Here is a 23744-nt window from a genome sequence, read left to right as displayed (position 1 = left end):
CAACAGGCGCTTTGATCAAACGAAACATCGATTCAGTGATCGCATGAGGCATTTGCGCTCTCAACTCCAGAACTCCGGCCGGTCCTGACGGGTTGACCGGACGTCGCGACCGCGAATGTGGGACACGGCCGCAGGCCCGACATCAACCGTTCGGTTGAACTCGTCTTCAACGTCGTCGAGCGCCGGAGTTTTCCCGCCAAGTGTTGCCGAATTGCTTCGGGTTGCATCCTGAAGTTTCTGCACCCGGCCATCGGGCCTTGCCATCAGGCCGACAATCGCACCTCAAGGAACGCAACGCCGGATACGGCGAGCAAGTTCTACGGATGCGATCGAGCTTGAATGCCAAACTGGCACCGCCGGGTCGCCGGCCGGAAGAATGGCACGGCGCTGATCTCTTATGCCATTGAGATATCAGCATGATTCGCCAACTGCCATTCCGACCCCTTCAGTCCGATCTGGAACTCGTCGGCGATGGCAATGCGCGACCGGGCCGGACGGCATGCTGATCGGTTGAATTCGCGACGCCGGAGTCTTATGCGTGGCGGCCATGAGCACCCTTGCCAACGCCGAAATGTCCCTGACGTCGTGGCCGCGCCACGAGGCGCGCGCCGACAAGCCGGCACCGTTCCTGCCGATGAACCGTGCCGAGATGACGGCGCTCGGCTGGGACCAATGCGATATCGTGCTGGTGACGGGCGATGCCTATGTCGACCATCCGAGCTTCGGCATGGCGATCATCGGCCGCTTGCTGGAGGCCCAGGGCTTCAGGGTCGGCATCATCGCGCAACCCGACTGGCAGTCGGCCGAACCGTTCAAGGCGCTGGGAAAACCGCGCGTGTTCTTCGGCGTCACCGGCGGCAACATGGATTCGATGGTCAACCGCTACACCGCGGACCGCCGGCTGCGCCATGACGACGCCTACACGCCGGACGGCGAAGGCGGCCGCCGGCCGGACCGTTGCACCATCGTCTATGCGCAGCGCTGCCGTGAAGCGTTCAAGGACGTGCCGATCGTGCTCGGCGGCATCGAGGCGTCGCTGCGCCGCATCGCGCATTACGACTATTGGTCCGACAAGGTGCGCCGCTCGATACTGGCGGACGCCAAGGCCGACCTTCTGCTCTACGGCAACGCCGAACGTGCCGTCGTCGAGGTGGCGCACCGGCTCGCCAATGGCGAAGCGCCGCGCGATCTCGATTCGATCAGGGGCGTTGCGCTGTTCCGCCGCGTGCCCGAGGATTACGCCGAGTTGCATGCCGACGATCTCGACTCCGCCGACGAGGGCGCAGCGCGCCAGGCGGGCAACGTCGTGATCCGCCTGCCGGCCTGCGAGCAGGTCGAGCAGGACCGTGACGCTTACGCCCGCGCATCGCGCGTGCTGCATCGGGAGAGCAACCCCGGCAACGCGCGGCCACTGGTGCAGCGTCACGGTGACCGCGACCTCTGGCTCAACCCGCCGCCGATCCCGCTGTCGACGGCCGAGATGGACGCCGTCTACGACCTGCCCTACGCGCGTGCGCCGCATCCCTCCTACAAGGACGCCAAGATCCCGGCCTGGGAGATGATCCGCTTCTCGGTGACCATCATGCGCGGCTGCTTCGGCGGCTGCACGTTCTGCTCGATCACCGAGCACGAGGGCCGCATCATCCAGAACCGCTCGGAGGGCTCGATCCTGCGCGAGATCGAGCGCATCCGGGACAAGACGCCGGGCTTCACAGGCGTGATATCCGACATCGGCGGGCCGACCGCCAACATGTACCGGATGGCCTGCAAGGATCCGAAGATCGAGGCGGCATGCCGGCGGCCGTCCTGTGTCTTTCCCGAAATCTGTCCGAACCTCAACACCTCGCATGACGACCTGATCAGGCTCTATCGCAAGGTGCGCGAGGTGAAGGGCGTCAAGCGGGTGATGGTGGCGTCCGGCGTGCGCTACGACCTCGCGGTCGAGAGCCCCGAATACATCAAGGAGCTCGTCACCCATCACGTCGGCGGCTACCTGAAGATCGCGCCCGAGCACACCGAGCGCGGCCCACTCGACAAGATGATGAAGCCGGGCATCGGCGCCTATAATCGCTTCAAGAAAATGTTCGATGCCGCGGCCGAGCAGGCCGGCAAGAAATACTACCTGATCCCGTATTTCATCGCCGCGCATCCGGGCACGACCGACGAGGACATGATGAACCTCGCGCTCTGGCTCAAGAAGAACCGCTACCGCGCCGACCAGGTGCAGACCTTCCTGCCCTCGCCGATGGCGACCGCGACCGCGATGTACCACACCGGCGTCAATCCGCTGCGCGGCGTGCGCCGCGGGGCGAGCGACAAGGTCGAAGCGATCAAGGGCCTCCGGCAACGCCGGTTGCACAAGGCGTTCCTGCGCTACCACGACCCGGACAACTGGCCGGTGCTACGCGAAGCGCTGATCCAGATGGGACGCCGCGATCTGATCGGCTCGCGCCCCGACCAGCTGGTGCCCGCCCACCAGCCGCCCGGCACCGGCAAGGCCGCCGGCACGCGGCGACCGCTGCGCGACGGCGGCAAGGCGCAGCGGTTCACGACCAAGGGCGTGCGGATGGGAAAGTGAACGCTGCATCATCGACTTGGCTTCATCGCCAAATCCGCAGCCTCGAATTCAGAGACCGATCGTATGGCCACTTTCATCCTGATACCCGGCGGCTGGCAGGGCGGCTGGGTCTACCAAGATGTCGCCGAAATACTGGCTGCGCACGGGCACAAGGCTGTTCCGGTCACGCTTGCGGGGCTCGGCGAAGCGCCTGCCCCTTTGGCCAATCTTGATGCTCACATCGGCGAGGTTGCGCATGCCGTGAAGTCGCATGACGACGAACTCGTCATTGTCGGACAGTCCTACGGTGGAATGGTCGTGAGCGGCGCAGCTGACGTGGCACCATCGCAGATTCGCGCGCTGGTCTATGTCGACGCCTATGTGCCCGATTCCGGCGACTCAGTCTGGTCGCTGACGACGCCCCGTTTTCGAGATCTTTTTGTCGCGGGTGTAAAATCCGACGGACTGAACTGCGCGCCACCTCCGAACCTTGACCCGCGCTGCCGACCGCAGCCGATCGGGACGTTCCTGCAATCCATCAATCTGAGCGGGCGATGGCGTGAAGTGCCACGCAAGTCCTACGTCGGCGCATTCGGATGGGAGGGAAGTCCTTTCCTTGATCTCTATGAGCGCTTGAGCCGCGATCCGGGCTGGTCGACCATCGCCCTCGACTGCGGGCACAATGTCGCACGCCTGAAGCCCGACGTTCTGGCGCATATTTTGCTGGGTCAGGTTTGACCGTCCAACGCTTGCACCGAGGGCATTCGTCGTGATCGCCGCGTGTACCCCTGGTCTCACCGCTATCGCATTATGTCCCCGTTGACGCCTCTGACCTTCGAGCGAGCCCGGAATGCAGCAAGCTTCGGTCGAAAAGTTCTCGAACCTCATTGGTGCCATCTACGATTGCGTGATCGCGCCGGAACGATGGGCAGCGGTTCTGGACGGGATTTGCGCCGAGTTCGGCTTTGCCACCGGCGCGCTCTCGGTCGCCAGCCTCACAAACATGAAGGCGGGCGTCAATGCGGTCTCCGGGTCCAACCTGGCCCAGATGGCTCAGAACGGGATCGCGTATGGGACTGACATCATCGAACTCTGGGGCGGCGCTGAGCGCATTCAGCAATACCCGCTCGGAGAGCCGATCGTTCAATCCCAGGCCGTCCGGCAGGACGTCATCCTCGGCAATCGCTATTATCTCGAGTGGGCACTGCCGAAGGGCCTGTTCGACGCCGTTGCCGTCGGCCTCGTTCGCGACGGGATGATGGTTGGAAATGCCATATTCAGTCAGCATGAATCGGCCGGCCCGATTCGCGATGCGCAGATCACCGGATTGCGGCTGCTGGCACCTCACATTCGCCGTGCCGTGACGATCAGCAATCTGTTCGACATGAAGACGGTGGAAGCCGCAACATTCGCCGCGACCGTGGAGGCCCTGACGGCTGGTGTCGTCCTGGCGGACGAGGAATCCAAAATCGTTCACGCCAACGCCACGGCCACCGCGATGCTCGCAGCCGGTGATCCGATTGTGGTTCGACACGGCCGGATCGCCGTTCAGTCCACGATCACGACAAGCACATTGCAGTCGGCTGTCGCACATGCGGCGAAGGACGAGGCGACGCTCGGGCAAAAGGGCATCGGCATCCCGATCCTTCGTCCCGACGGAGCCCCTCTTGTCATCCACGTTCTGCCGTTGCGACGCGGCCACATGCGATCCGGTTTGATCCAGAGAGCCGCCGCCGCTCTGTTCGTTGCGTCGGCTTCCGGGCCGCCGCGATTGCCTCAGGATGCTCTCAGCCAGCTCTATGATCTGACGCCGGCCGAGATTCGTATCTTCGAGCTCGTTTGCGAAGGACAAACTCGAGCCGATATCGCGGCGATGCTCGGCATTTCGGTCAGCACCGTCAAAACTCATCTCATTCACGTCTTCGACAAGACAGGGTGCCGGCGTCAAGTTGATCTGGTCAGGCTCGCAAAGTCACTCACTTTCCCGGTGTAAGCCGCGCCAACGACGGCTCGTCCAGTCGCTGATGCCGCACGTGCCCTGTCACGCCGGCACCGACAACAAATGACTGAAGAACGATACGACGATTTCCCTCAAACAAGACCCTGCTCCAAATTCGGCGTGATCGAGTGCCTTCCAAAATCGGTTAACGCGGCCGGGCCTTCGTTTCCGGATAGTCCGGAGACGTCGCTGCATGACGCGCGCGACGATCGGAATATTCTCGCTCCACGTCGGGAGGATGGGAACGGCGTGTCAGCACGACGGGCTCGAAGAAGAAGCGCACCGCTTCAGCCTGCACTTCGGCGATGTTGAAGCCGATGTCGTGCAGCAGATCGGCATTGTCCTGGAGATCGGCGCGCAACTGCGCCCTGAAGGAAGCGCGTTGCGACCACATCGCGGGCAGCCGGAACATCTCGCGCAACGCCGCGATGAAGGCGGTCGCCGTGCCTGCCAGTGCGCCGCCCGCACGATCGGCCTTGGCTAGGCCGGGTGAGCGGATGGCCGTGCTGCCGTGTGAGCCCGTGGTTTGATTGTGGCGAGTGTATCCGGATCGCATCCGTTGCTCTCCTGTCTCAGTGACTCGATCGGAAGCTGGGGGAGATAGAGCGGCGGCACATCAACCGTTCGGCTTACACCACGTGTCACGGCCGCTTCGACGCTTCCGTCGGCGCCATGGTCGGCACGGTACTCTTCAACGCGGCCGCTTCCGCGCGCGGATCGATCCCGCCCGCGCGCGACCAAAAGACAGTTTCGGATAATGGGCCTGGATCACATCGCACGACGCGCCTTTGTGACCCTAGCTTGCGCTTCGCTGATCGGTACGGAATTCTAGAACGTCGCACTCAGACCAAGGCGAGGCCCGTGGATGTAGCGATCGAGCGTCTGCTTGGTGTCCGTGCTGAAGGCCTGGTTCAGCACATTGAAGTAGGCGTCCAGCCGGTAGCTGGCGCTGAGCTTGACGTTTGGCGTCATCCAGTACGACACGCCGACCTGGATATCCGCGTTGAACACGGTTGCGAAACGCTGGTCAGTGGATGTGCTGCTGCTGACGCTGCCGAGAGTGCTGTTGAGAACGGCCGGATCGAAGCTTCGCGCAGACGTCGACGTGTTCACCAACTTCTGGTTTCCGAACAGGACCGCGACATCGCCGAGATAATCAAACGCCCAGCTGCCCGCGAATGGAACCGCGCCCTCGATCCCCAGACGCGGCCCGGCGCCGAGAAAGCTGTTTCGTTGATTTGTCGCATCCATGGCGTTGGTCGAGATTTGGTTGGACAGAAGAGACCCGTTGCCCAAAATATCAAGGGGTTTGGTGAAGGTGCTGGTGGTGCTCGTGTTGTTCGTTGCGCTGCTTTTGCCCACGAATTCCGCCAGGCGCAGGCCGAATTTCACCTGCATCGCGGACGCGCCGCCCCCAAGAACGTCCCGTCCAACAGCGGCATCGGCCAACCAATGCGTTTCCTTGTACGCCGCCCCCGACGACGAACTCCCGCTGAAGCCGCTAACACGGAGCCCTTTGACCGATGCGAGGACTGCCGGATCTATCGCCCCCGCAGACGATGCGAAGCCGGAGGCCTTGCCCTCACCGTAACGAAACTGGCCGCTGACATGCCATGGCGAAGCCGCAAAGCGGTAGTCAAAGCCGGCCGCCGCTTCCCAGCCTACCTTGGGCGTCAAATCGAACGATCCAGGCAGACGAGCAGAATCGCTCAGCGCGTCCAGCCGGGTGAAATCGGTGAGGTTGTAATCCGACGAAACCGGATCGCCGCCGCTCCAGATCGCGCCGCCCTCACCCCAGACCCGAAACCGGCCGGGCTCGCCGACGACCGGCGCCTTGTAGGCCAACGGCAGATCGGCGGCGAACGCCTGCAACGGATCGGAGCGCCCGGCACGGGCTTTGGGAGCGGCCTGCGGCTCGACTGCCGATGCTGATTTCGGCGCCGCGTTCTGCTCGCGTAGGGACTTGTTGTGGCGCAGCGCTGCGTTCTCCTTGCGGATCGCGGCATTTTCCTTCTCCAGCGCGTTGAGCCTCGCCACCACATCGTCGTTTGGCGCCGCATGCACGGCACCGGCCGCACCGATGCCGAGCGCCAGTGCAGCAACTAGATTCTTCTTCATGATCGCCTCGCCCCATTGCCTGCTTGGCGCCGACACAGCGGCGCACGTGCAGCGAATGTTTCCGAATATGGCGGGCGCGAACACCTCGCATATGCTAGGGGCACCGGCACTTGGCGAACGGCTGTGACAAAGCCGCCACAAGGCTTTCGGACTCAGCCGCGCCGGATCAGCGGCAGTGTGCTCTTCAGCAGCGCGACGAGCTGGCTTTGCTGATTGGTCCGGGTCTTGCGGAAGATGCCATGGAGGTAGAAGCGTGCGGTGCTGAAGCGAATGCCCTGATGGATCGCGGCATCTTTCAATGTCAAACCTCCGGCAAGCGCGGCCGCGAGCCGGGCTTCGGTGGGCGTGAGGTCGAACAGCTTGCGGGCGTGATCTGCGAACCCACCGGGCAATGCCAGAGACGTCTGGTGCAGGTAGATGATAGCGTGCCGCGGACGCAGGAACCCGGATACTTCGGTGCCCGCGGTCGGCCCGACGCTCAGCACGACATCGATGCCGGCTTCATCGGCCTCGCCGGCGCGGAGCAGAAGATCGCCGCCCGGGCCGGGGGCGACACCGTCGTGAACCGTGCAGGCATCGGCAACGAGTTGCCGCAAGGCAGCCGTGCTCTTGGCATCCGCCGCTGCCAGCGTGCCGGATTTCACGCGCAACGGGCTTCTCCGGCGCATCAGGATTTCCTCGGCCACCCCATTGAGGTGGACGACGCTCAACTGGGCATCGACGAGCAGCACGCCGAATGGCACGTGCGCGTAGCCTGAAGCCAGCGCCTGCGCCAATTGAAGCCTGCGGCCGAGCTGGGCCGCGCGCGCGATGTGCCGCGCGATCAATTGCAGCACTTCGGCCTCGGCCGCGTCGAAGGCGGGTTGGTTGCGACCGCGCTGGACGTCGAGAAACCAGAATGACGGACCGGACGCCAGCAATTTGCTGCCGAGGCCGCCATACATGTCCTGCGGCGCCATCCATTCATTCCAGAAGCGGCTGCGCCGCAAGATCTCATCTCCGATCAACGCACGATCGCTGTAGATCATCCCGACAGGAGCGGCATCCAGCGCGTCGGTGTAGATGTCGGAACGCCCTGCATGTTCGTCGATATAGCGACGCTGATACGTGGGGTCGGGGTTTGCATTGATCACATCGGCCGACGCCAGGCCGGGACCGCTCCGGACGAAGCACGCAGCAGAACCGTGGAACATGACACGGACCTGATCGATGGCAGCCTGCCACTGCGATGGATCGGAAACTGTTTCGTAAATCTTGTCGATGACGCCAGGCGAAAGCTGCGGTCTGACCGATGTCATGTCCAGTTTCTTGCACTGAGGTTATTGGAAGCCGAAAAGGCCCGTGCGCATTCTTGTCCGCATTCTTGGGATCGGGCGCGCTGCCGCTCACGCCGCAAGAGCGAGCGTGCCGGACGGAGCGGGCATGCCAAATCAGATGCTGAACCAGAGCCAAACGATGACATGTCAGCCGCGCGCTGCAGGCTCGTGCATGCGACCACTCGCGTCCGGTCCGGGATGCCGCCGCCTCCAACGATCTGCAATGCAGTTCATGCATTCAACCCCGAGCCGGCGCGCATCAAGATGGTATCATCTTGAGGCTATTCGCCTAACGCTTGTGGCACGGTGGCAGGAGGTCGCAGACTGCACATCAACCGTCCGGTTGAAGCCATGCAGTTTTTGCTTCCGCCCCCGGAAACCGGTTGAACTCGTCTCCGCCAATTACCCCGACCATGTGCTGCCGAATTGCTTCTCACCACGTCCCGATGTTTCGGCACGCGGCCTTCGCCATCACGCCGACGACTTCGTCCGAGATGTCGAAACTGTTGGCGAGCAGATATCGCTGCGCCTTCGGCAGCCGATCCGACAGGCTGCGCTCGTGGTAGGTGCCGTATCGAGAACGCCGATCACATCCGCGCGTCGCCGGCAAACAGACCGAGAACGGAGATGGTCCTGGTTTTGTACGCAAATGGCGCGCCCGGAACGATTCGAACGTCCGACCCTCAGATTCGTAGTCTGATGCTCTATCCAGCTGAGCTACGGGCGCATTTTCGCGGTTGGGCTTGAAGCCCGCAAGGTTCCGGGAGCCCCGGAACGTCGCGAAAGAGCGCTCTAGCTACAGGCTCCCGGTCCGGTTGGCAAGCTCTGGAAACGCCATTTTCGGCGCGCTCCTGCCGCCCCAGAGTACCGGAACGGCGTTACGCCCTCGCCCGCTCGCTGCGGACCGACAGCAATTCCACCGGGCGATCCGGGATCGAGATCCGGAAGGTGGCGCCGATGGTACCCTCGACCAGATGGATATGGCCGCCATGGGCCCGGATCAGCTCGGCGGCGATGGCAAGGCCAAGTCCGCTGCCGCCGGGGCGGCCGGAAGTCTGGAACGCCTCGAACAGATGCTCGCGCGCCTTGGCCGGAACGCCGGGCCCAGTGTCGGAGACCTCGATGATCGCAACCGTGCCCTCGCGGCGGCCGGTGATGCGGATCTGCTGGGCGCCGCCATCGCCGTCCTGCCGGCTTTCCAGCGCCTGGGTCGCGTTGCGCACCAGATTGAGCAGCACGCGGAACAGCTGGTCCGGATCGGCGTCGATGGTCAGGCCGCGCTCGATCGCGCTGATCCAGGTGATCGAGACATCGGTCGCAAGCCCGGCCGATTCGCGCACCTCGGCAACCGCCGGCTCCACCATGATGACGCGGCGGTCGGGCGCCGCCTCCTGCGCACGGCCATAGGACAAGGTCGACTGGCAGAACGCGATGGCGCGCTCCAGCGAGCGCAGCAGCTTCGGCGCGAAGCGCTGCACCCGCGGATCAGGCACGCTGGCGAGCTGGTCCGACAGCAATTGCGAGGAGGCCAAGAGGTTGCGCAGATCGTGGTTGATCTTGGAGACGGCGAGACCGAGGGCGGCGAGCCGGCTCTTCTGATGCAGCATCGAGACGAGGTCACGCTGCATGTCCGACAGCTCGCGCTCAGCGACGCCGATCTCGTCGCCGCGCTGGCTCGGCACGATGATTCGCGCCGAACTCTCCGGATTTTCGTGGAAGCCGACCAGGCTCGCGGTCAGCCGCCGCATCGGCCGCACGAACAGATAATGCAGCGCCAGGTAGACCAGGCCTGCGGTCAGGCCGGCGATCAAGAGCGCAACGACCAGCACGTTGCGCGAGAAGCGGTACATCGCCTGCCGCAGCGGCTTCTCGTCGATCACGACCTCGATGAACTGGGCCTGGCCCGGCGCCGGGCCGACCACACGGATGGTCTGGTCGCCGTGCTCCAGCATGATCTCGAAGGCATCGACGATCGCCGACCACACCGTCATGGCCCGCATGTCGACATCATGGTCGATCGAGGCCGGCAGATCGGCGCTGGCGAGCAGGCGGCGCTGTTGGCCGAGCTTGATGGCAACCGCGCGGGCGCCGATGCTGGTCAGGATCTGCCGGGCCAGCGAATCCGGCACCAGGCCTGACGGGGCGGCATCGAGCACCAGCGCCGCGGTATTGGCGGCGGCCAGGCGGTCGTTGAGCCGGTTCATCCGGAAGTTCGCGATCGCCGGCACATAGATCAGGAGCCCGGCGATCATGACCAGCGGAATCGTCAGCAGCAAGAGCTTGCCCGACAGCCCGAGCCGGAGGGTCGGCTTGGGCCGCTGGTTCTGCGCGGTCGCCTGATCGTCGGTTAGAGCCACAAGATAAGGCCTTGTTTGGCTTAGGGGTCGGAAGATGCGGCCCGGCCCCCAAGCCGGTCAAATTACGGATCGCTAATGTCGGCGGTTCCCGGAACGCCCCCAAGGCGCTCCTCACCGTCAAAAACCCCGCGAAAACAGTTATATTCGCCCCAATTGCGACGTTTCAAAGAACCCTCTTTGCGACGCCCTGTGACATTGACGAAAACAGGGCGCTCCCTTATAAGCCGCGCCAACTGTCCGCGATGGCCCGGTTCTTGACCGGGGGCGGCTCTTTGGGGCCGTAACGGCTCGTTTGGGCCCGCCAGCATCACCGGACTCCATCTCAATACAACGGCAAATTGCCCGGTCAGCGGAGAATTACCCGTGAAGCGGACTTATCAACCCAGCAAACTGGTGCGCAAGCGCCGTCACGGCTTCCGCGCCCGTCTCGCCACGGCCGGCGGCCGCAAGGTTCTCGCTGCGCGCCGTGCGCGCGGCCGCAAGCGCCTGAGCGCCTGAGCCCGGACGTCTCCACCCGGAGATACCCATTATGGATCGGCTGAGGCAGCGGGCGGATTTCCTCGCCGCTGCCAATGGCGTGCGGGCGAATACCGCAGCTTTTGTGCTGCAGGGCCGTTGCCGCAACGATCAGGGCCCGATCCGCGTCGGCTATACCGTCACCAGGAAGAATGGCACCGCGACCGAGCGCAACCGCATCCGACGCCGGCTTCGCGAAGTGATGAGACGGGTCGATGCCGTATTCATGCGGCCGCACCATGATTATGTGCTAGTCGGCCGCCGTGACGCGCTGACCCGCGACTTTGCGACCATGATTGACGACCTGCGGTCGGCGCTGCGCCGCCTCGACCGGCCTGCGCCCAAGATCGGTACCAACAAGACGGGTGCCGACAGGGCGGGTAACACGAGCGCGCCCAATCCGAATGGAATGACGAGACCCTAAGAGATGTCCGACAACCGCAACACGATCCTTGCCGTCATTCTGTCCGGCCTCGTCCTGATCGCCTGGCAATATTTCTACAACATGCCGCAGATGGAGAAGCAGCGCGAGGTGCAGCGCCAGGCCGAGTTGCTGAAGCCGACGCCGCAGGCGACCCCGGGCGCTGCACCTGGGACCTCGACTGCCCCCCCGGCGACGCCGGGCACGCCTGCGGTTGACGCTCCGGTGGCAAGCCGTGAAACCGTGCTCGCAGCCGGTCCGCGCATCAAGATCGAGACCCCGCGCGTGATCGGCAGCATTGCGCTGAAGGGCGCCCGGATCGACGATCTGGCGCTGGTCCATTTCCGCGAGACGGTCGACCCCAAATCGCCGGCTATCGTGCTGCTGTCGCCGTCGGGCACCGCCGAGCCTTACTATGCCGAGTTCCTGTGGCTAACGCCCACCGGCTCGTCGGTGAAGACGCCGGATTCCGAAACCGTCTGGCAGCAGGAGGGGTCGAACAGCCTGTCGCCGAGCACCCCGGTGGTGCTGAAGTATGAGAACGGCCAGGGCCTGACCTTCCGCCGCACCATCTCGATCGACGATCGCTACCTCTTCAGCATCAAGGATGAGGTCACCAATCAAGGCAGCACGCCGGTGACGCTGTATCCGTTTGCGCTGATCTCGCGCGGCGGCAAGCCGCCGGTGTCCGGCTACGCGATCCTGCACGAAGGCCTGATCGGCTATCTCGGCGAACAGGGCCTGCAGGAATACACTTACAAGAACATCGACGACAGCAAGACCCCCACGGGTCCGGACTCGCGTGGCGTTATCTTCCAGAACGTGACCGACGCCTGGCTCGGTATCACCGACAAATACTGGGCGACCGCGCTGCTGCCCGAGACCAATGCGACCTTGGAGAAAGCGCGCTTCACGAACGGCGACAAGCGCTACCGGGTCGACTACATGCTCGGCGCGCAGACCATTCCGATCGGCGGCTCCGGCGTCGCCAACGCGCGGCTGTTTGCCGGCGCGAAGGAGGCCGCGACCGTCGGCCTCAACTTCCCGCTGGTCGGCTTCGGCGGCTACAACAAGCAGCTCGGCCTCAACCATTTCGACCTCCTGATCGACTGGGGCCACTTCTACTTCATCACCAAGCCGATGTTCCTGGCGCTCGACTGGTTCTATCGCCTGGTCGGCAATTTCGGCATCGCGATCCTCCTGGTGACCGTGATCGTGAAGCTCTTGTTCTTCCCGCTCGCCAACAAGTCCTACGCCTCGATGGCGAAGATGAAGTCGGTGCAGCCGCAGCTGCAGGCGCTGAAGGAACGCTATCCCGACGACCGCGTGAAGCAGCAGCAGGAGATGATGGAGATCTACAAGAAGGAGAAGATCAACCCGATCGCCGGTTGTCTTCCCGTCGCCTTGCAGATCCCGGTGTTCTTCTCGCTCTACAAGGTGCTGTTCATCACCATCGAGATGCGGCACGCGCCGTTCTTCGGCTGGATCAAGGACCTCTCGGCGCCGGATCCGACCAACCTGTTCACGCTGTTCGGCCTGATCCCGTTCGATCCGATCGCGCTGCTCGGACCGCATTTCGGCTCGTACCTGGTGATGGGCATCTGGCCGATCATCATGGGCATCACGATGTGGGTGCAGATGAAGCTCAATCCGGCGCCGCCGGATCCGACCCAGAAGATCATCTTCGACTGGATGCCGCTGATCTTCACCTTCATGCTGGCCGGCTTCCCGGCGGGTCTCGTGATCTACTGGGCCTGGAACAACACGCTCTCGGTGCTGCAGCAGAGCTTCATCATGCGCAAGAACGGCGTGAAGGTGGAGTTGTTCGACAATCTGAAATCGACGTTCGCCAAGAAGCCGACATAGCTTCCCGGCCACCTCGCTTGATCAATGCGTCATGCCCGGCCTTGTGCCGGGCATCCACGTATTGGAGGGTGGCAAGACGTTGACCTGAACGGTCGGATCTGCTCCGGCCAAGACGAAGTGGACCCTTCGATGACCACCGAACCCGATGCGGAGCTGATCGAACAGGGCCGAAAACTGTTCGCCGGCGACTGGCGCTTCATCTGGGCCTCGCCCTCGATCGAGACGCTGCCGCCGATGGCCGGCCTCGAGGTCGCCTTTGCCGGCCGCTCCAATGTCGGCAAATCGAGCCTGATCAACGCGCTGACCGGCCGCAGCGCGCTCGCGCGTACCTCGCATACGCCGGGCCGCACCCAGGAACTGATCTTCTTCGAGGGCCCGGAGAACGCGAACTTCCGCCTGGTCGACATGCCGGGCTACGGCTACGCCTCGGCGCCGAAGACCAAGGTGGCGTCATGGACGGCGCTGATCCACAAATTCCTGCTCGGGCGCGCGACGCTGGCGCGGGTCTACGTGCTGATCGACGCGCGCCACGGCATCAAGGACGTCGATCTCGACGTGCTGAAGACGCTGGACAAGTCCGCGGTCAGCTATCAGGTCGTGCTGACCAAGGCCGACCAGGTCAAGGTCGGCGAACTGAAGACCACGATCGCCGATACGTCAGCGACGCTGGCAAAGCATCCCGCCGCGTTCCCCGAGGTGCTGGTGACCTCGTCGCGCACCGGCGATGGTATGCCGGAGCTGCGCGCGGCGATGGTGCGCCTGATCGAGGAACGGCTCCGATGAGCGGCGCGCCCCGCCTCCTGATCGTCTGTGCCGCCGTGATGGGCGCCTGCGGCGTCATGCTGGCAGCGGCCGCGGCTCATTTGCCTGATGCCACGCGGCTGGCGGCAGCGTCCTCGATGCTGCTGTTCCATGCGCCCGCCGCCATCGCGACCATTGCGGTCGCGGACCGTGCAATCGTTCACGCCAAGCTCGGAATCGCGGCGGCGTCCGGCTTCGTCATCGCGGCGTCATTGTTCGCGGGCGACCTGGTGCTGCGCCAGTATGCCGGCCACGGACTGTTTCCGATGGCCGCGCCGGCCGGCGGAACATTGCTGATTCTGAGCTGGGTGGCGCTGGCGGTTTCGGCCATGTGGCCGAGGCGATGACCCATAGCCCGTTGGCTCCAACCGGCTACGAATTGCTATCCCCGCTTTGCGCCCTGCCCGGCAATCAGATAGAACCGCGGCCGTCCCTCCGCTGACGATGAGACCAGCCCCATGACCGACCAGCACATCAGCCCGCTCGATCAGGCCCGCATCCTGTCCGAGGCGCTCCCGCACATGCAGGAGTATGACGAGGAAACCATCGTCATCAAATATGGCGGCCACGCCATGGGCGCCGAGGACACCGCCAAGGCATTCGCGCGCGACATCGTGCTGCTCGAGCAGACTGCGATCAATCCGGTGGTGGTGCATGGCGGCGGACCGCAGATCGCGACCATGCTGAAGCGCCTCGGCATCCAGTCGGAATTCGCCGCGGGTCTGCGCATCACCGACGCCGCAACCATCGAGATCGTCGAGATGGTGCTGGCGGGCTCGGTCAACAAGCAGATCGTCGGCTACATCAACGAGGCCGGCGGCAGGGCCGTGGGCCTCTCCGGCAAGGACGGCAACATGGTCAAGGCGTCGAAGACGACGCGTACCATGGTCGATCCCGACTCCCATATCGAGAAGGCGGTCGATCTCGGCTTCGTCGGCGATCCCGAGAAGGTCGACCTCACGCTGCTCAACCAGCTGATCGGTTACGAGCTGATTCCTGTGCTGGCGCCGCTGGCGACGTCGAAGGACGGCCAGACGCTGAACATCAACGCCGACACCTTTGCCGGCGCGATCGCGGGCGCGCTGAAGGCCAAGCGCCTGCTGCTGCTGACCGACGTGCCCGGCGTGCTCGACAAGTCCAAGAAGCTGATTCCGGACCTGTCGATCAAGGAAGCCCGCAAGCTGATCGCCGACGGCACGATTTCCGGCGGCATGATCCCGAAGGTCGAGACCTGCATCTACGCGCTCGAACAGGGCGTGCAAGGCGTCGTGATCATCGACGGCAAGACCCAGCACGCGGTGCTGCTCGAGCTCTTCACCAACCAGGGCACCGGCACGCTGATCCATAAGTAATGGCAGACGCGGGACACACGGCGAGGCTCCCTCGCCGCTCGCCGGCGGCGCGGCTCGCAATGTCGCTGCCGGCCGCGCTGGTGTCGTTCCTGTTCTCGGCGGCGCCGGCGCATGCCGACCTCAAGCTCTGCAACCGCATGAGCTATGTGATCGAGGCCGCGATCGGCATCGACGACAAGGCCGCAACCGCGACACGCGGCTGGTTCCGCATCGATCCCGCGACCTGCCGGGTCGTGGTGCAGGGAGCGCTGACCGCCGACCGCGTGCTGCTCAATGCCCGCGCGCTCGGCGTCTACGGCGCCTCGCCGATCCCGCAGAACGGCACCGACACGCTCTGCGTCGCGCAGGACAATTTCGTGATCGCCGCCGCGCGGCAATGCCGCTCCGGCCAGACACAAGCGCAATTCACCCAGATCACGCCGACGCAGACCGACGATGGCAATCTCGTCGCCTACCTCGCCGAGGACAGCGAATATGACGACGAGCAGGCGCGGCTCGCCGGCATCCAGCGCCTCTTGGTGATCGCGGGCTACGATGCGGCGCCGATCGACGGCGTCGACGGACCGAAGACGCAGAGCGCGCTGTCGGCCTTCCTCAAGAGCCGCGGGCTCGCCAGCGACATCGTGCAGTCGCCGAACTTCTTCACCACCATGGTCGATGCCGTGCAGAAGCCGTCGGCGTCAGGGCTGACCTGGTGCAACGATACTCAGTACAAGGTGATGGCCGCGGTCGCGACCGACGACGGCAAGGCGGTGACCAGCCGCGGCTGGTATCGCGTCGACCCCGGCAAATGCCTGCATCCCGACGTGTCGGGCACGCCGAAGCAGATCTATTCCTTCGCCGAAGCGGTCGATGGCGACAACCGCACCATCAAGATCAAGGACAAGCCGTTGAACTGGGGCGGCGCGGTGCAGCTCTGCACCCGCGACAGCAAGTTCGAGGTCAATGAGCAGGGCGACTGCGCCAGCCGCGGCCTCACCGCGCTCGGCTTCACCACCGTCGACATGACCAGCGGCGGCAAGACGCTGCGCTTTGCGGTGCCGTGATGAAGACGCTGGCGCTACAAATATCGATGTCGTCCCGGCGCAGGCCGGGACCCATAACCACCGCGCCACATGTTGTTCACTGGCGACAACCCCACAACGAAAGGCAACGCGCACCACGGCCCCAATTGCCGCCGCGGCGTATGGGTCCCGGCCTGCGCCGGGACGACGCGTTGAAAAAGCCATGACTAAAACTCCGCGCAACTTCGGCCATGTCGAGACCTGGGTGTTCGACCTCGACAACACGCTGTACCCGCATCACGTCAATCTGTGGCAGCAGGTCGATGCGCGGATCGGCGAGTTTGTCGGCAATTGGCTGAAGATCTCGCCCGAAGAAGCACGGCGGCTGCAGAAGGACTATTACCTGCGCTACGGCACCACGATGCGCGGAATGATGACCGAGCACGGCGTGCAGGCCGACGACTATCTCGCCTATGTGCACAAGATCGACCACTCGCCGCTTGAGCCGAACCCGGCGATGGGCGCCGCGATCGCAAAACTGCCGGGGCGCAAGCTGATCCTGACCAACGGTTCGGTCGACCATGTCGACGCGGTGCTCGGCCGGCTCGGCATCGGCCATCATTTCGACGGCGTGTTCGACATCATCGCCGCCGATCTCGAGCCGAAACCGGCGCCGCAGACCTACCAGAAGTTCCTCAGGCTGCACGACGTCGATCCGGCCAAGGCCGCGATGTTCGAGGACCTCGCGCGCAATCTGGTGGTGCCGCATGAGCTCGGCATGACCACCGTGCTGGTCGTGCCCGACGGCAGCCAGGAGGTGGTGCGCGAGACCTGGGAGCTGGAGGGGCGCGACGCCGCTCATGTCGACCATGTCACGGATGATCTCACCGGGTTCCTGCAGCGGTTGAGCGGAAAACGCTGATCTCTCCACGTCGTCCCGGCGAAGGCCGGGACGACGGAGCAGAGCAATCGCTCGCCAAAAGGACCGCCGGGTTTGCCTTGACTCCGCAGCCTCAAATTCCGAAAAAGCTCTGCAAAATTCCCGCCATATCCCCGATACGCCCAAGGATCGCCCGATGTCGCTGTCAGCCCTCGAAACCACCGTCAACACCGCGTTCGATGCCCGCGAAGGCATTTCGACGTCGACCAAGGGCGAGGTCCGCGAGGCCGTCGACCACGCGCTGGAGCTGCTCGACAAGGGCGAGGCCCGCGTCGCCGAGCGCGAGGCCAGCGGCAAGTGGAAGGTCAATCAGTGGCTGAAGAAGGCCGTGCTGCTCTCGTTCCGCCTCAACGACATGGGCCAGATCGCGGGCGGCCCGGGCAAGGCCTCGTGGTGGGACAAGGTGCCCTCGAAGTTCGAGGGCTGGGGCGAGAACCGTTTCCGCGACGCCGGCTTCCGCGCCGTGCCGGGCGCGATCGTGCGCCGCTCGGCCTTCATCGCCAGGAACGTCGTGCTGATGCCCTCCTTCGTCAATCTCGGCGCCTATGTCGATGAGGCCACCATGATCGACACCTGGTCGACGGTCGGCTCCTGCGCCCAGATCGGCAAGCGCGTGCACATCTCCGGCGGCGTCGGCATCGGCGGCGTGCTCGAGCCGCTGCAGGCCGAGCCCGTGATCGTCGAGGACGATTGCTTCATCGGCGCCCGCTCGGAAGTCGCCGAGGGCGTGATCGTGCGCAAGGGCGCGGTGCTGTCGATGGGCGTGTTCCTCGGCGCCTCGACCAAGATCGTCGACCGCGAGACCGGCGAGATCTTCGTCGGCGAGGTCCCGGAATACGCCGTCGTGGTGCCCGGCACGCTGCCGGCCAAGCCGCTGAAGAACGGCCAGCCGGGACCTGCCACGGCCTGCGCCGTGATCGTCAAGCGCGTCGACGAGCGCACCCGCGCCAAGACCAGCATCAACGAGCTGCTGCGGGACTGACAGGCGGCGGCCACGGCGGCGGGTCGCGCTCCACGCAGGGCTGGGATCAGCAGAGCGAGCTCGATATCGTGCCGCACAAAGCTGGTCCACCCGCGGTGTGACGTGTTAAGCGGGACACATGATTGATGCCGTCTCGATTACCCGCGATCTGGTTCGCTGCCCGTCCGTCACCCCGGCCGACGCCGGCGCGCTCGGTGTGCTCGAAAACCTGCTGAAGGCGGCCGGCTTCGACGTCCACCGCGTGACGTTCTCCGAACCCGGCACCGCCGATATCGACAACCTCTATGCCCGCATCGGCTCTTCGGCGCCGCATATCACCTTTGCCGGCCACACCGACGTGGTGCCGCCCGGCGACGAAGCGGCGTGGACGCTCGGCGCGTTCTCCGGCGAGGTCAAGGACGGCTATCTCTACGGCCGCGGCGCCGTTGACATGAAGGGCGGCATCGCCTGCAGCGTCGCCGCGGTGCTGCAGTATCTGAACGACCATGGCGGCAAGCCAAAAGGATCGATCTCCTTCCTGATCACCGGCGACGAGGAAGACGTCTCGATCAACGGCACGGTCAAGCTGCTGAAATGGTGCGCCGAGCGCGGCGAGAAGTTCGACCATTGCGTGCTCGGCGAGCCCTCGAATGTCGAGGTGCTCGGCGACATGATCAAGATCGGCCGGCGCGGCTCGCAATCCGGCACGCTGGTGGTCGACGGCGTGCAGGGCCACGTCGCCTATCCGCACCGCGCCTCGAACCCGGTGCCCGACATCTCCAGGCTGATCGTGGCGCTGGGCGACGAGCCGCTCGATCACGGCAGCGCGCAATTCCAGGCCAGCAACCTCGAATTCACCACCGTCGACGTCGGCAACACCGCGAGCAACGTGATCCCCGGCCAAGCGCGCGCCAAGTTCAACATCCGCTACAACGACAACCATACGCAGGAGAGCCTCCGGCAGCTGGTCGACGAACGGCTGGCGAAGGCCTGCGGCAACCGCATCCGCGCGCATATCGACTGGCAGCCGTCGAACTCGAACGTGTTCGTCACCCAGCCCGGACCGTTCACCGACCTCGCGGTTGCCGCGATCGAGGAGGCCACCGGCCGCAGGCCGGAGCTCTCGACCTCGGGCGGCACCTCGGACGCGCGCTTCATCTCGAGCTACTGCCCGGTGATCGAATTCGGCCTGGTCGGCCAGACCATGCACCAGATCGACGAGCGCACGCCGGTGGCTGATCTGGAGAAGCTGACGCAGATCTATCGGGGCGTGCTGGAGCGGTATTTTGCTTGATCCGGCCGCTCGGCTGGACACAAACATCGAAAACAACCCCATGCACAGTAGGGATTGGGGTCGCGGGTAATCCGCCCATACCAGATACAGTCTGCCTAGTAATCCACCCGCATCAAATAGAGCCCGTCCGGCGGCGCGACGGGGCCGCAGGCGGCGCGGTTGCGGGCGACGAGTGCGGCGAACAGATCGTCCGCGCTCCAGCGGCCCTCGCCGACCCAGACCAATGATCCGACCATCGAGCGCACCTGGCTGTGCAGGAACGAGCGCGCCGAGGTCACGATGTTGATGGCAGCGCCGTCGCGGGTGACGTCGAGCTGATCGAGCGTCTTCTCCGGCGACTTGGCCTGGCACTCGGTGTCGCGGAAGGTGGTGAAATCATGCTTGCCGAGCAGGCGCTGCGCGGCCTCGTGCATCGCCTCGGCATCGAGCGCGCGTGGCACGCGCCAGACCCGGCCGATGTCGAGCGCGAGGTTCGCGCGGGTGTTGGTGATGCGATAGAGATAATGCCGCTTGATCGCGGAGAACCGCGCCTCGAAATCGTCGGGCACGATATCGGCCGCGTGCACGGCAATCGGATTGGGCCGCAGATGCGCGTTCAGCCCGTCGCGGAAACGGCCCGGCGGAAAATGTTTGGCGATGTCGCAATGCGCGACCTGGCCGCGCGCATGCACGCCGGCGTCGGTACGCCCGGCGCCGTGGACGCGGACGTCCTCGCCGCAGATCGCCTTGACCGCCGCCTCCAGCGCGCCCTGCACGGTCGGCGCGGTGTCCTGGATCTGCCAGCCGGAGAACGGCGTGCCGTCATATTCGATGGTGAGCTTGTAGCGGGGCATCAGCCGAGCCGCGCGGGCGGCTTCAGCGGCGTGCCGCGCAGGAAGTCCGCCGCCTTCATCGGCCCCTTGCCGGCGCGCTGCAATTCGAGAATCCGCACCGCGCCATCGCCGCAGGCGATCGCAAGCTGATCGTCGAGCATATCGCCCGGTTGGCCCGAACCTTTCGCCAGCTCGCAGCGCAGGATCTTCAGCCGCACCGGCTCGCCCTCGCCGCCGAGTTCGCACCAGGCGCCGGGGAACGGCGACAGCCCGTGAATGTGCCGCAGCACCGCGTGCGCCGGCTGCGTCCAGTCGATCCGCGCCTCGGCCTTCTCGATCTTGGCGGCATAGGTGACGCCGTCCTCGCTCTGCCTGGTGAGTTGCAAGCCGCCGCGCTCGAGGCCGCCCATCGCCCGCACCATCAGGTCGGCGCCGAGCGGCGCCAACGCATCGTGCAGGTCTGATGCCGTCATGCTGTCCGTGATCGGCAGCCGCTCGGCCATCGCGACGTCGCCGGTGTCGAGCCCGACATCCATCTTCATCACCATCACGCCGCTCTCGGCATCACCCGCCATGATGGCGCGATTGATCGGCGCGGCGCCGCGCCAGCGCGGCAGCAGCGAGGCGTGCAGGTTGAAGCAGCCGAGCCTGGGCGCATCGAGGATGGCCTGCGGCAGGATCATGCCGTAGGCGACGACAACGGCGGCATCCGCATCTTGGGCGCGAAACGCCTCGAGCGCTTCGTCCGTCCGGAGCGTCTTCGGCGTGAGTACCGGAATGCCGAGGCGGCGCGCCTCCTGCTCGACCGGCGTCGGCTGCAGCTGCAGGCCGCGCCGCCCGCCCGGTTTCGGCGCGCGGGTGTAGACGGCCACGACCTCATGGCCATGGGCCACCAGCTCCAGCAGCGTCGGCACCGCGAAATCGGGCGTGCCCATGAAAATCAGGCGGAGAGGCATGCGATCAGATTCTTCCGGCGTCGGAGGGCGCGCCTACTCCGCCGCGCGCTTGGCGGCCTTCTCGAATTTCTTGAACACGCGGTCGCGCTTCAGCTTCGACAGGTAGTCTACGAACAGCACGCCGTTGAGATGGTCGATCTCGTGCTGGATGCAGGTGGCGTAGAGCCCCTCGGCATCCTCCTCGTGCAGCTTGCCGTCGAGATCGGTGAAGCGCAGGCGCACCCGCGCCGGGCGCTCGACCTCCTCGTAATATTCGGGGATCGACAGGCAGCCCTCTTCGTAGACCGACAGCTCCTCCGAATGCGAGATGATCTCCGGATTGATGAACACCCGCGGCTGCGGCGAGGTCTCGCCGTTCTCGTCGCGCTTGGCGAGATCCATGGTGATCAGCCGCAGCGGCTGCGCGACCTGGATCGCCGCCAGCCCGATGCCGGGCGCGTCATACATGGTCTCGAGCATGTCGTCGGCGAGCTTGCGGATATCCGGCGTCACCTTCTCGATCGGTTTCGACACCAGCCGCAACTGCTTGTCCGGCAGGATGATGATTTCTCTTAAAGCCATGGCGGCGATTTAAGCTGCGGGCCTGATGCGGTCAATGCGCTGAGGAGCCTGTTAAGGCAGCCTTAACCACGTTTCTTCACGCTGCATTAACCAAGAAAATCAGGGAAGCATTAACCATAAGCGTTCCCTCTTCGTTCGCGTCCGACCGCGAATCGGCTACAAGGACCGGCATGAACGAGATTCTCCTCATGATCGGCGACCTTCCGGTCCGCGTCTCCGACGCGTTGATCGGGCTTGGCGTGCTGGCGCTGATCCTGCTGTTCGCCATCGCAATGGTGATCGCGCGCGGCAGCCGGCGCGGCGCGGAACTCGCGATGGCCCAGGCCATTCGCGCCGACGAGCTGGAGGAGCGGCTCGCCGAGATGCTGCGGGCGCAGAGCGAATCCTCCGGACGGGTCGACGCCAAGGTTGATGCCTTCGCGCAGGCGCTAGCCGGCCGGCAGGCCGAGATGGCCCGCGCGGTCAACGAGCGGCTCGACTCGGTAACCCACCGGGTCGGCCAGTCGATGGAACAATCGACCCGCAACACGATGGATTCGTTGCGCGTGCTGCACGAGCGGCTCGGCATCATCGACCATGCGCACAAGAACCTCAACGAGCTCACCACCCAGGTGACGACCCTGCGCGACGTGCTCGCCAACAAGCAGTCGCGCGGCGCGTTCGGCCAGGCGCGGATGGAGGCGATCGTCCAGGACGGCATGCCGAAGGGCTCATTCGAGTTCCAGTACACGCTGACATCGGGCAAGCGGCCGGACTGCGTCGTGTTCCTGCCCGACCAGCGCCCGCTTTGCATCGACGCGAAATTTCCGCTGGAAGCGATGACCGCGCTGCACGATGCGCGCAGCGACGAGGAGCGCAAATTCGCCAGCCAGCGATTGCGCACTGACGTACTCAAGCACGTCAGCGACATCGCCGAGAAATATCTGATTCCGGGCGAGACCCAGGACACCGCGCTCATGTTCGTGCCCTCGGAATCGGTCTATGCCGAAATCCATGACGGTTTCGACGACGTGATCCAGAAGGCTTATCGCGCCCGCGTGGTGCTGGTGTCGCCCTCGCTGCTGATGCTGGCGATCCAGGTGATGCAGCAGATCCTGAAGGATGCCCGCATCCGCGACGCCGCCGACCAGATCCGCAACGAGGTGATGCACCTTGGTGATGATCTCGGCCGTCTGCGCGATCGCGTGCTCAAGCTGCAGACCCATTTCGGCCAGGTGAACGAGGACGTCAGGCAGATCCTGATCTCCGCCGACAAGATCGAGAAGCGCGCCGGCCGTATCGAGGAACTCGACTTCAGCAAGTCCGAGACCCCGATCGAAGTGCCGCGCTTCGTCAAGCCCGCGGCCACCGACCTGTTCCCCGCCCCGCGCAAGCTGCAGGCGGGGGAGTGATCGTTGCTGATGTCACCTCATAGCCGGTGTCATCGCCCGACTTGATTGGGCGATCCAGTATCCCAGAGGCCGTAGATGGGCGCACGCAGCTTCTACGTCTACATCCTCGCCAGCCACATCGGCGGCACGCTCTACATCGGCGTGACAAATGACCTCATTCGTCGCGTCGGTGAGCACAAGATCAAACTCATCGAAAGCTTCACCGAAAAATACGACGTCGTGAAACTCGTCTATTTCGAGCAGTTCGATGATCCCGAGAACGCGATCAAGCGCGAGAAGCGGCTGAAGAAATGGCCGCGCGCATGGAAGATTGCCCTAATTGAGAAGGACAATCCGGACTGGATTGATCTTTATCCGGAGATTGCGGGCGGCGGCGGATAGGCCTCTGGAATACTGGATCGCCCGGTCGAGCCGGGCGATGACAGTGTTTTTGAGGCGAACAGGGATCAACTCATCGATGACCGCGGATCGCGCCGCATAATTGCTGTCATCGCCCGACTTGATCGGGCGATCCAGTATCCC

The 23744-nt window shown here is 64.6% G+C and carries 22 protein-coding genes and 1 tRNA gene; 15 read left to right on the top strand and 8 right to left on the bottom strand.

Going from position 1 to position 23744, the window contains the following annotated elements:
• Positions 1–547: 547 nt before the first annotated feature.
• From ACTUWL_RS18820 to ACTUWL_RS18810, 3 genes are all read left to right on the top strand, one after another.
• On the top strand, positions 548–2578 hold the full coding sequence (locus ACTUWL_RS18820; RefSeq protein ID WP_035651766.1) for a YgiQ family radical SAM protein: 2031 nt from the start codon (positions 548–550) through the stop codon (positions 2576–2578).
• Positions 2579–2641: 63 nt separating this feature from the next.
• Entirely contained in the window at positions 2642–3295 is a 654-nt protein-coding gene (locus ACTUWL_RS18815; protein ID WP_021079566.1) for an alpha/beta hydrolase, read from the top strand.
• Between the two features lie 112 nt (positions 3296–3407).
• Positions 3408–4550 carry a helix-turn-helix transcriptional regulator gene (locus ACTUWL_RS18810; RefSeq protein WP_021079567.1) on the top strand — a complete coding sequence of 381 codons (1143 nt, stop codon included), beginning with the start codon at positions 3408–3410 and terminating at the stop codon, positions 4548–4550.
• A gap of 151 nt (positions 4551–4701) precedes the next feature.
• Here ACTUWL_RS18810 and ACTUWL_RS18805 read toward each other — a convergent pair whose 3' ends face one another.
• From ACTUWL_RS18805 to ACTUWL_RS18785, 5 genes are all read right to left on the bottom strand, one after another.
• Positions 4702–5112, bottom strand: a complete 411-nt coding sequence (locus ACTUWL_RS18805; protein WP_021079568.1) for a hypothetical protein — start codon at positions 5110–5112, stop codon at positions 4702–4704.
• A 272-nt stretch (positions 5113–5384) separates the two neighbouring features.
• Entirely contained in the window at positions 5385–6674 is a 1290-nt protein-coding gene (locus ACTUWL_RS18800; protein ID WP_021079569.1) for an Lpg1974 family pore-forming outer membrane protein, read from the bottom strand.
• A 152-nt stretch (positions 6675–6826) separates the two neighbouring features.
• A complete protein-coding gene (locus tag ACTUWL_RS18795) occupies positions 6827–7972 on the bottom strand; it encodes a helix-turn-helix transcriptional regulator (protein ID WP_106939987.1) in 1146 nt (381 codons plus the stop codon).
• Between the two features lie 668 nt (positions 7973–8640).
• Positions 8641–8717: transfer RNA gene (locus ACTUWL_RS18790), tRNA-Arg, on the bottom strand.
• A 151-nt stretch (positions 8718–8868) separates the two neighbouring features.
• Positions 8869–10347, bottom strand: a complete 1479-nt coding sequence (locus ACTUWL_RS18785; RefSeq protein ID WP_021079571.1) for a sensor histidine kinase — start codon at positions 10345–10347, stop codon at positions 8869–8871.
• Between the two features lie 363 nt (positions 10348–10710).
• On the opposite strand from ACTUWL_RS18785, the gene rpmH reads away from it, so the two are divergent.
• The 10 genes from rpmH (at position 10711) to dapE (ending at position 19502) form a co-directional block, all read left to right on the top strand.
• Entirely contained in the window at positions 10711–10845 is a 135-nt protein-coding gene (gene rpmH, locus ACTUWL_RS18780) for a 50S ribosomal protein L34 (RefSeq protein WP_008542748.1), read from the top strand.
• A gap of 31 nt (positions 10846–10876) precedes the next feature.
• Positions 10877–11287, top strand: coding sequence for a ribonuclease P protein component (gene rnpA / locus ACTUWL_RS18775; RefSeq protein WP_021079572.1), 411 nt, complete (start codon positions 10877–10879; stop codon positions 11285–11287).
• 3 nt (positions 11288–11290) lie between these two features.
• Positions 11291–13150 (top strand): membrane protein insertase YidC, encoded by a 1860-nt coding sequence (gene yidC / locus ACTUWL_RS18770; RefSeq protein WP_021079573.1) that lies wholly within the window; start codon positions 11291–11293, stop codon positions 13148–13150.
• A gap of 129 nt (positions 13151–13279) precedes the next feature.
• A complete protein-coding gene (gene yihA, locus ACTUWL_RS18765; protein WP_021079574.1) occupies positions 13280–13933 on the top strand; it encodes a ribosome biogenesis GTP-binding protein YihA/YsxC in 654 nt (217 codons plus the stop codon).
• A complete protein-coding gene (locus ACTUWL_RS18760; protein ID WP_021079575.1) occupies positions 13930–14298 on the top strand; it encodes a DUF423 domain-containing protein in 369 nt (122 codons plus the stop codon). The genes yihA and ACTUWL_RS18760 overlap by 4 nt, the downstream gene beginning before the upstream one ends.
• Positions 14299–14409: 111 nt before the next feature.
• On the top strand, positions 14410–15303 hold the full coding sequence (gene argB, locus ACTUWL_RS18755) for an acetylglutamate kinase (RefSeq protein WP_021079576.1): 894 nt from the start codon (positions 14410–14412) through the stop codon (positions 15301–15303).
• A gap of 59 nt (positions 15304–15362) precedes the next feature.
• Positions 15363–16349 (top strand): DUF1036 domain-containing protein, encoded by a 987-nt coding sequence (locus tag ACTUWL_RS18750; RefSeq protein ID WP_035651769.1) that lies wholly within the window; start codon positions 15363–15365, stop codon positions 16347–16349.
• Between the two features lie 181 nt (positions 16350–16530).
• Positions 16531–17229: a pyrimidine 5'-nucleotidase gene (locus tag ACTUWL_RS18745; RefSeq protein ID WP_021079578.1), complete on the top strand. Its 699-nt coding sequence runs from the start codon at positions 16531–16533 to the stop codon at positions 17227–17229.
• A 154-nt stretch (positions 17230–17383) separates the two neighbouring features.
• On the top strand, positions 17384–18229 hold the full coding sequence (gene dapD / locus ACTUWL_RS18740) for a 2,3,4,5-tetrahydropyridine-2,6-dicarboxylate N-succinyltransferase (RefSeq protein ID WP_021079579.1): 846 nt from the start codon (positions 17384–17386) through the stop codon (positions 18227–18229).
• A 118-nt stretch (positions 18230–18347) separates the two neighbouring features.
• Positions 18348–19502, top strand: a complete 1155-nt coding sequence (gene dapE, locus ACTUWL_RS18735; RefSeq protein WP_021079580.1) for a succinyl-diaminopimelate desuccinylase — start codon at positions 18348–18350, stop codon at positions 19500–19502.
• A gap of 95 nt (positions 19503–19597) precedes the next feature.
• Here dapE and truA read toward each other — a convergent pair whose 3' ends face one another.
• From truA to def, 3 genes are read right to left on the bottom strand one after another with little or no spacing between them, the layout of a single operon-like run.
• The gene (gene truA / locus ACTUWL_RS18730) at positions 19598–20335 is read right to left on the bottom strand and encodes a tRNA pseudouridine(38-40) synthase TruA (protein ID WP_021079581.1); all 738 of its coding nucleotides are present in this window, start codon (positions 20333–20335) and stop codon (positions 19598–19600) included.
• Entirely contained in the window at positions 20335–21270 is a 936-nt protein-coding gene (gene fmt, locus ACTUWL_RS18725; RefSeq protein WP_021079582.1) for a methionyl-tRNA formyltransferase, read from the bottom strand. Before fmt ends, truA begins: the two co-directional genes overlap by 1 nt.
• 33 nt (positions 21271–21303) lie before the next feature.
• Positions 21304–21831 (bottom strand): peptide deformylase, encoded by a 528-nt coding sequence (gene def / locus ACTUWL_RS18720; RefSeq protein WP_021079583.1) that lies wholly within the window; start codon positions 21829–21831, stop codon positions 21304–21306.
• Between the two features lie 170 nt (positions 21832–22001).
• Between def and ACTUWL_RS18715 the strand changes: the two genes are divergently transcribed.
• Together ACTUWL_RS18715 and ACTUWL_RS18710 are read left to right on the top strand one after the other, a co-directional pair.
• Entirely contained in the window at positions 22002–23222 is a 1221-nt protein-coding gene (locus ACTUWL_RS18715) for a DNA recombination protein RmuC (protein ID WP_021079584.1), read from the top strand.
• Between the two features lie 75 nt (positions 23223–23297).
• Positions 23298–23603 carry a GIY-YIG nuclease family protein gene (locus tag ACTUWL_RS18710; RefSeq protein WP_021079585.1) on the top strand — a complete coding sequence of 102 codons (306 nt, stop codon included), beginning with the start codon at positions 23298–23300 and terminating at the stop codon, positions 23601–23603.
• Positions 23604–23744 lie beyond the last annotated feature (141 nt).

The organism is Bradyrhizobium sp. WCU1 (genome assembly GCF_053474805.1).
The sequence above is the reverse complement of the archived record's forward strand: the minus strand, read 5'-3'. Positions and strand labels throughout refer to the sequence as shown.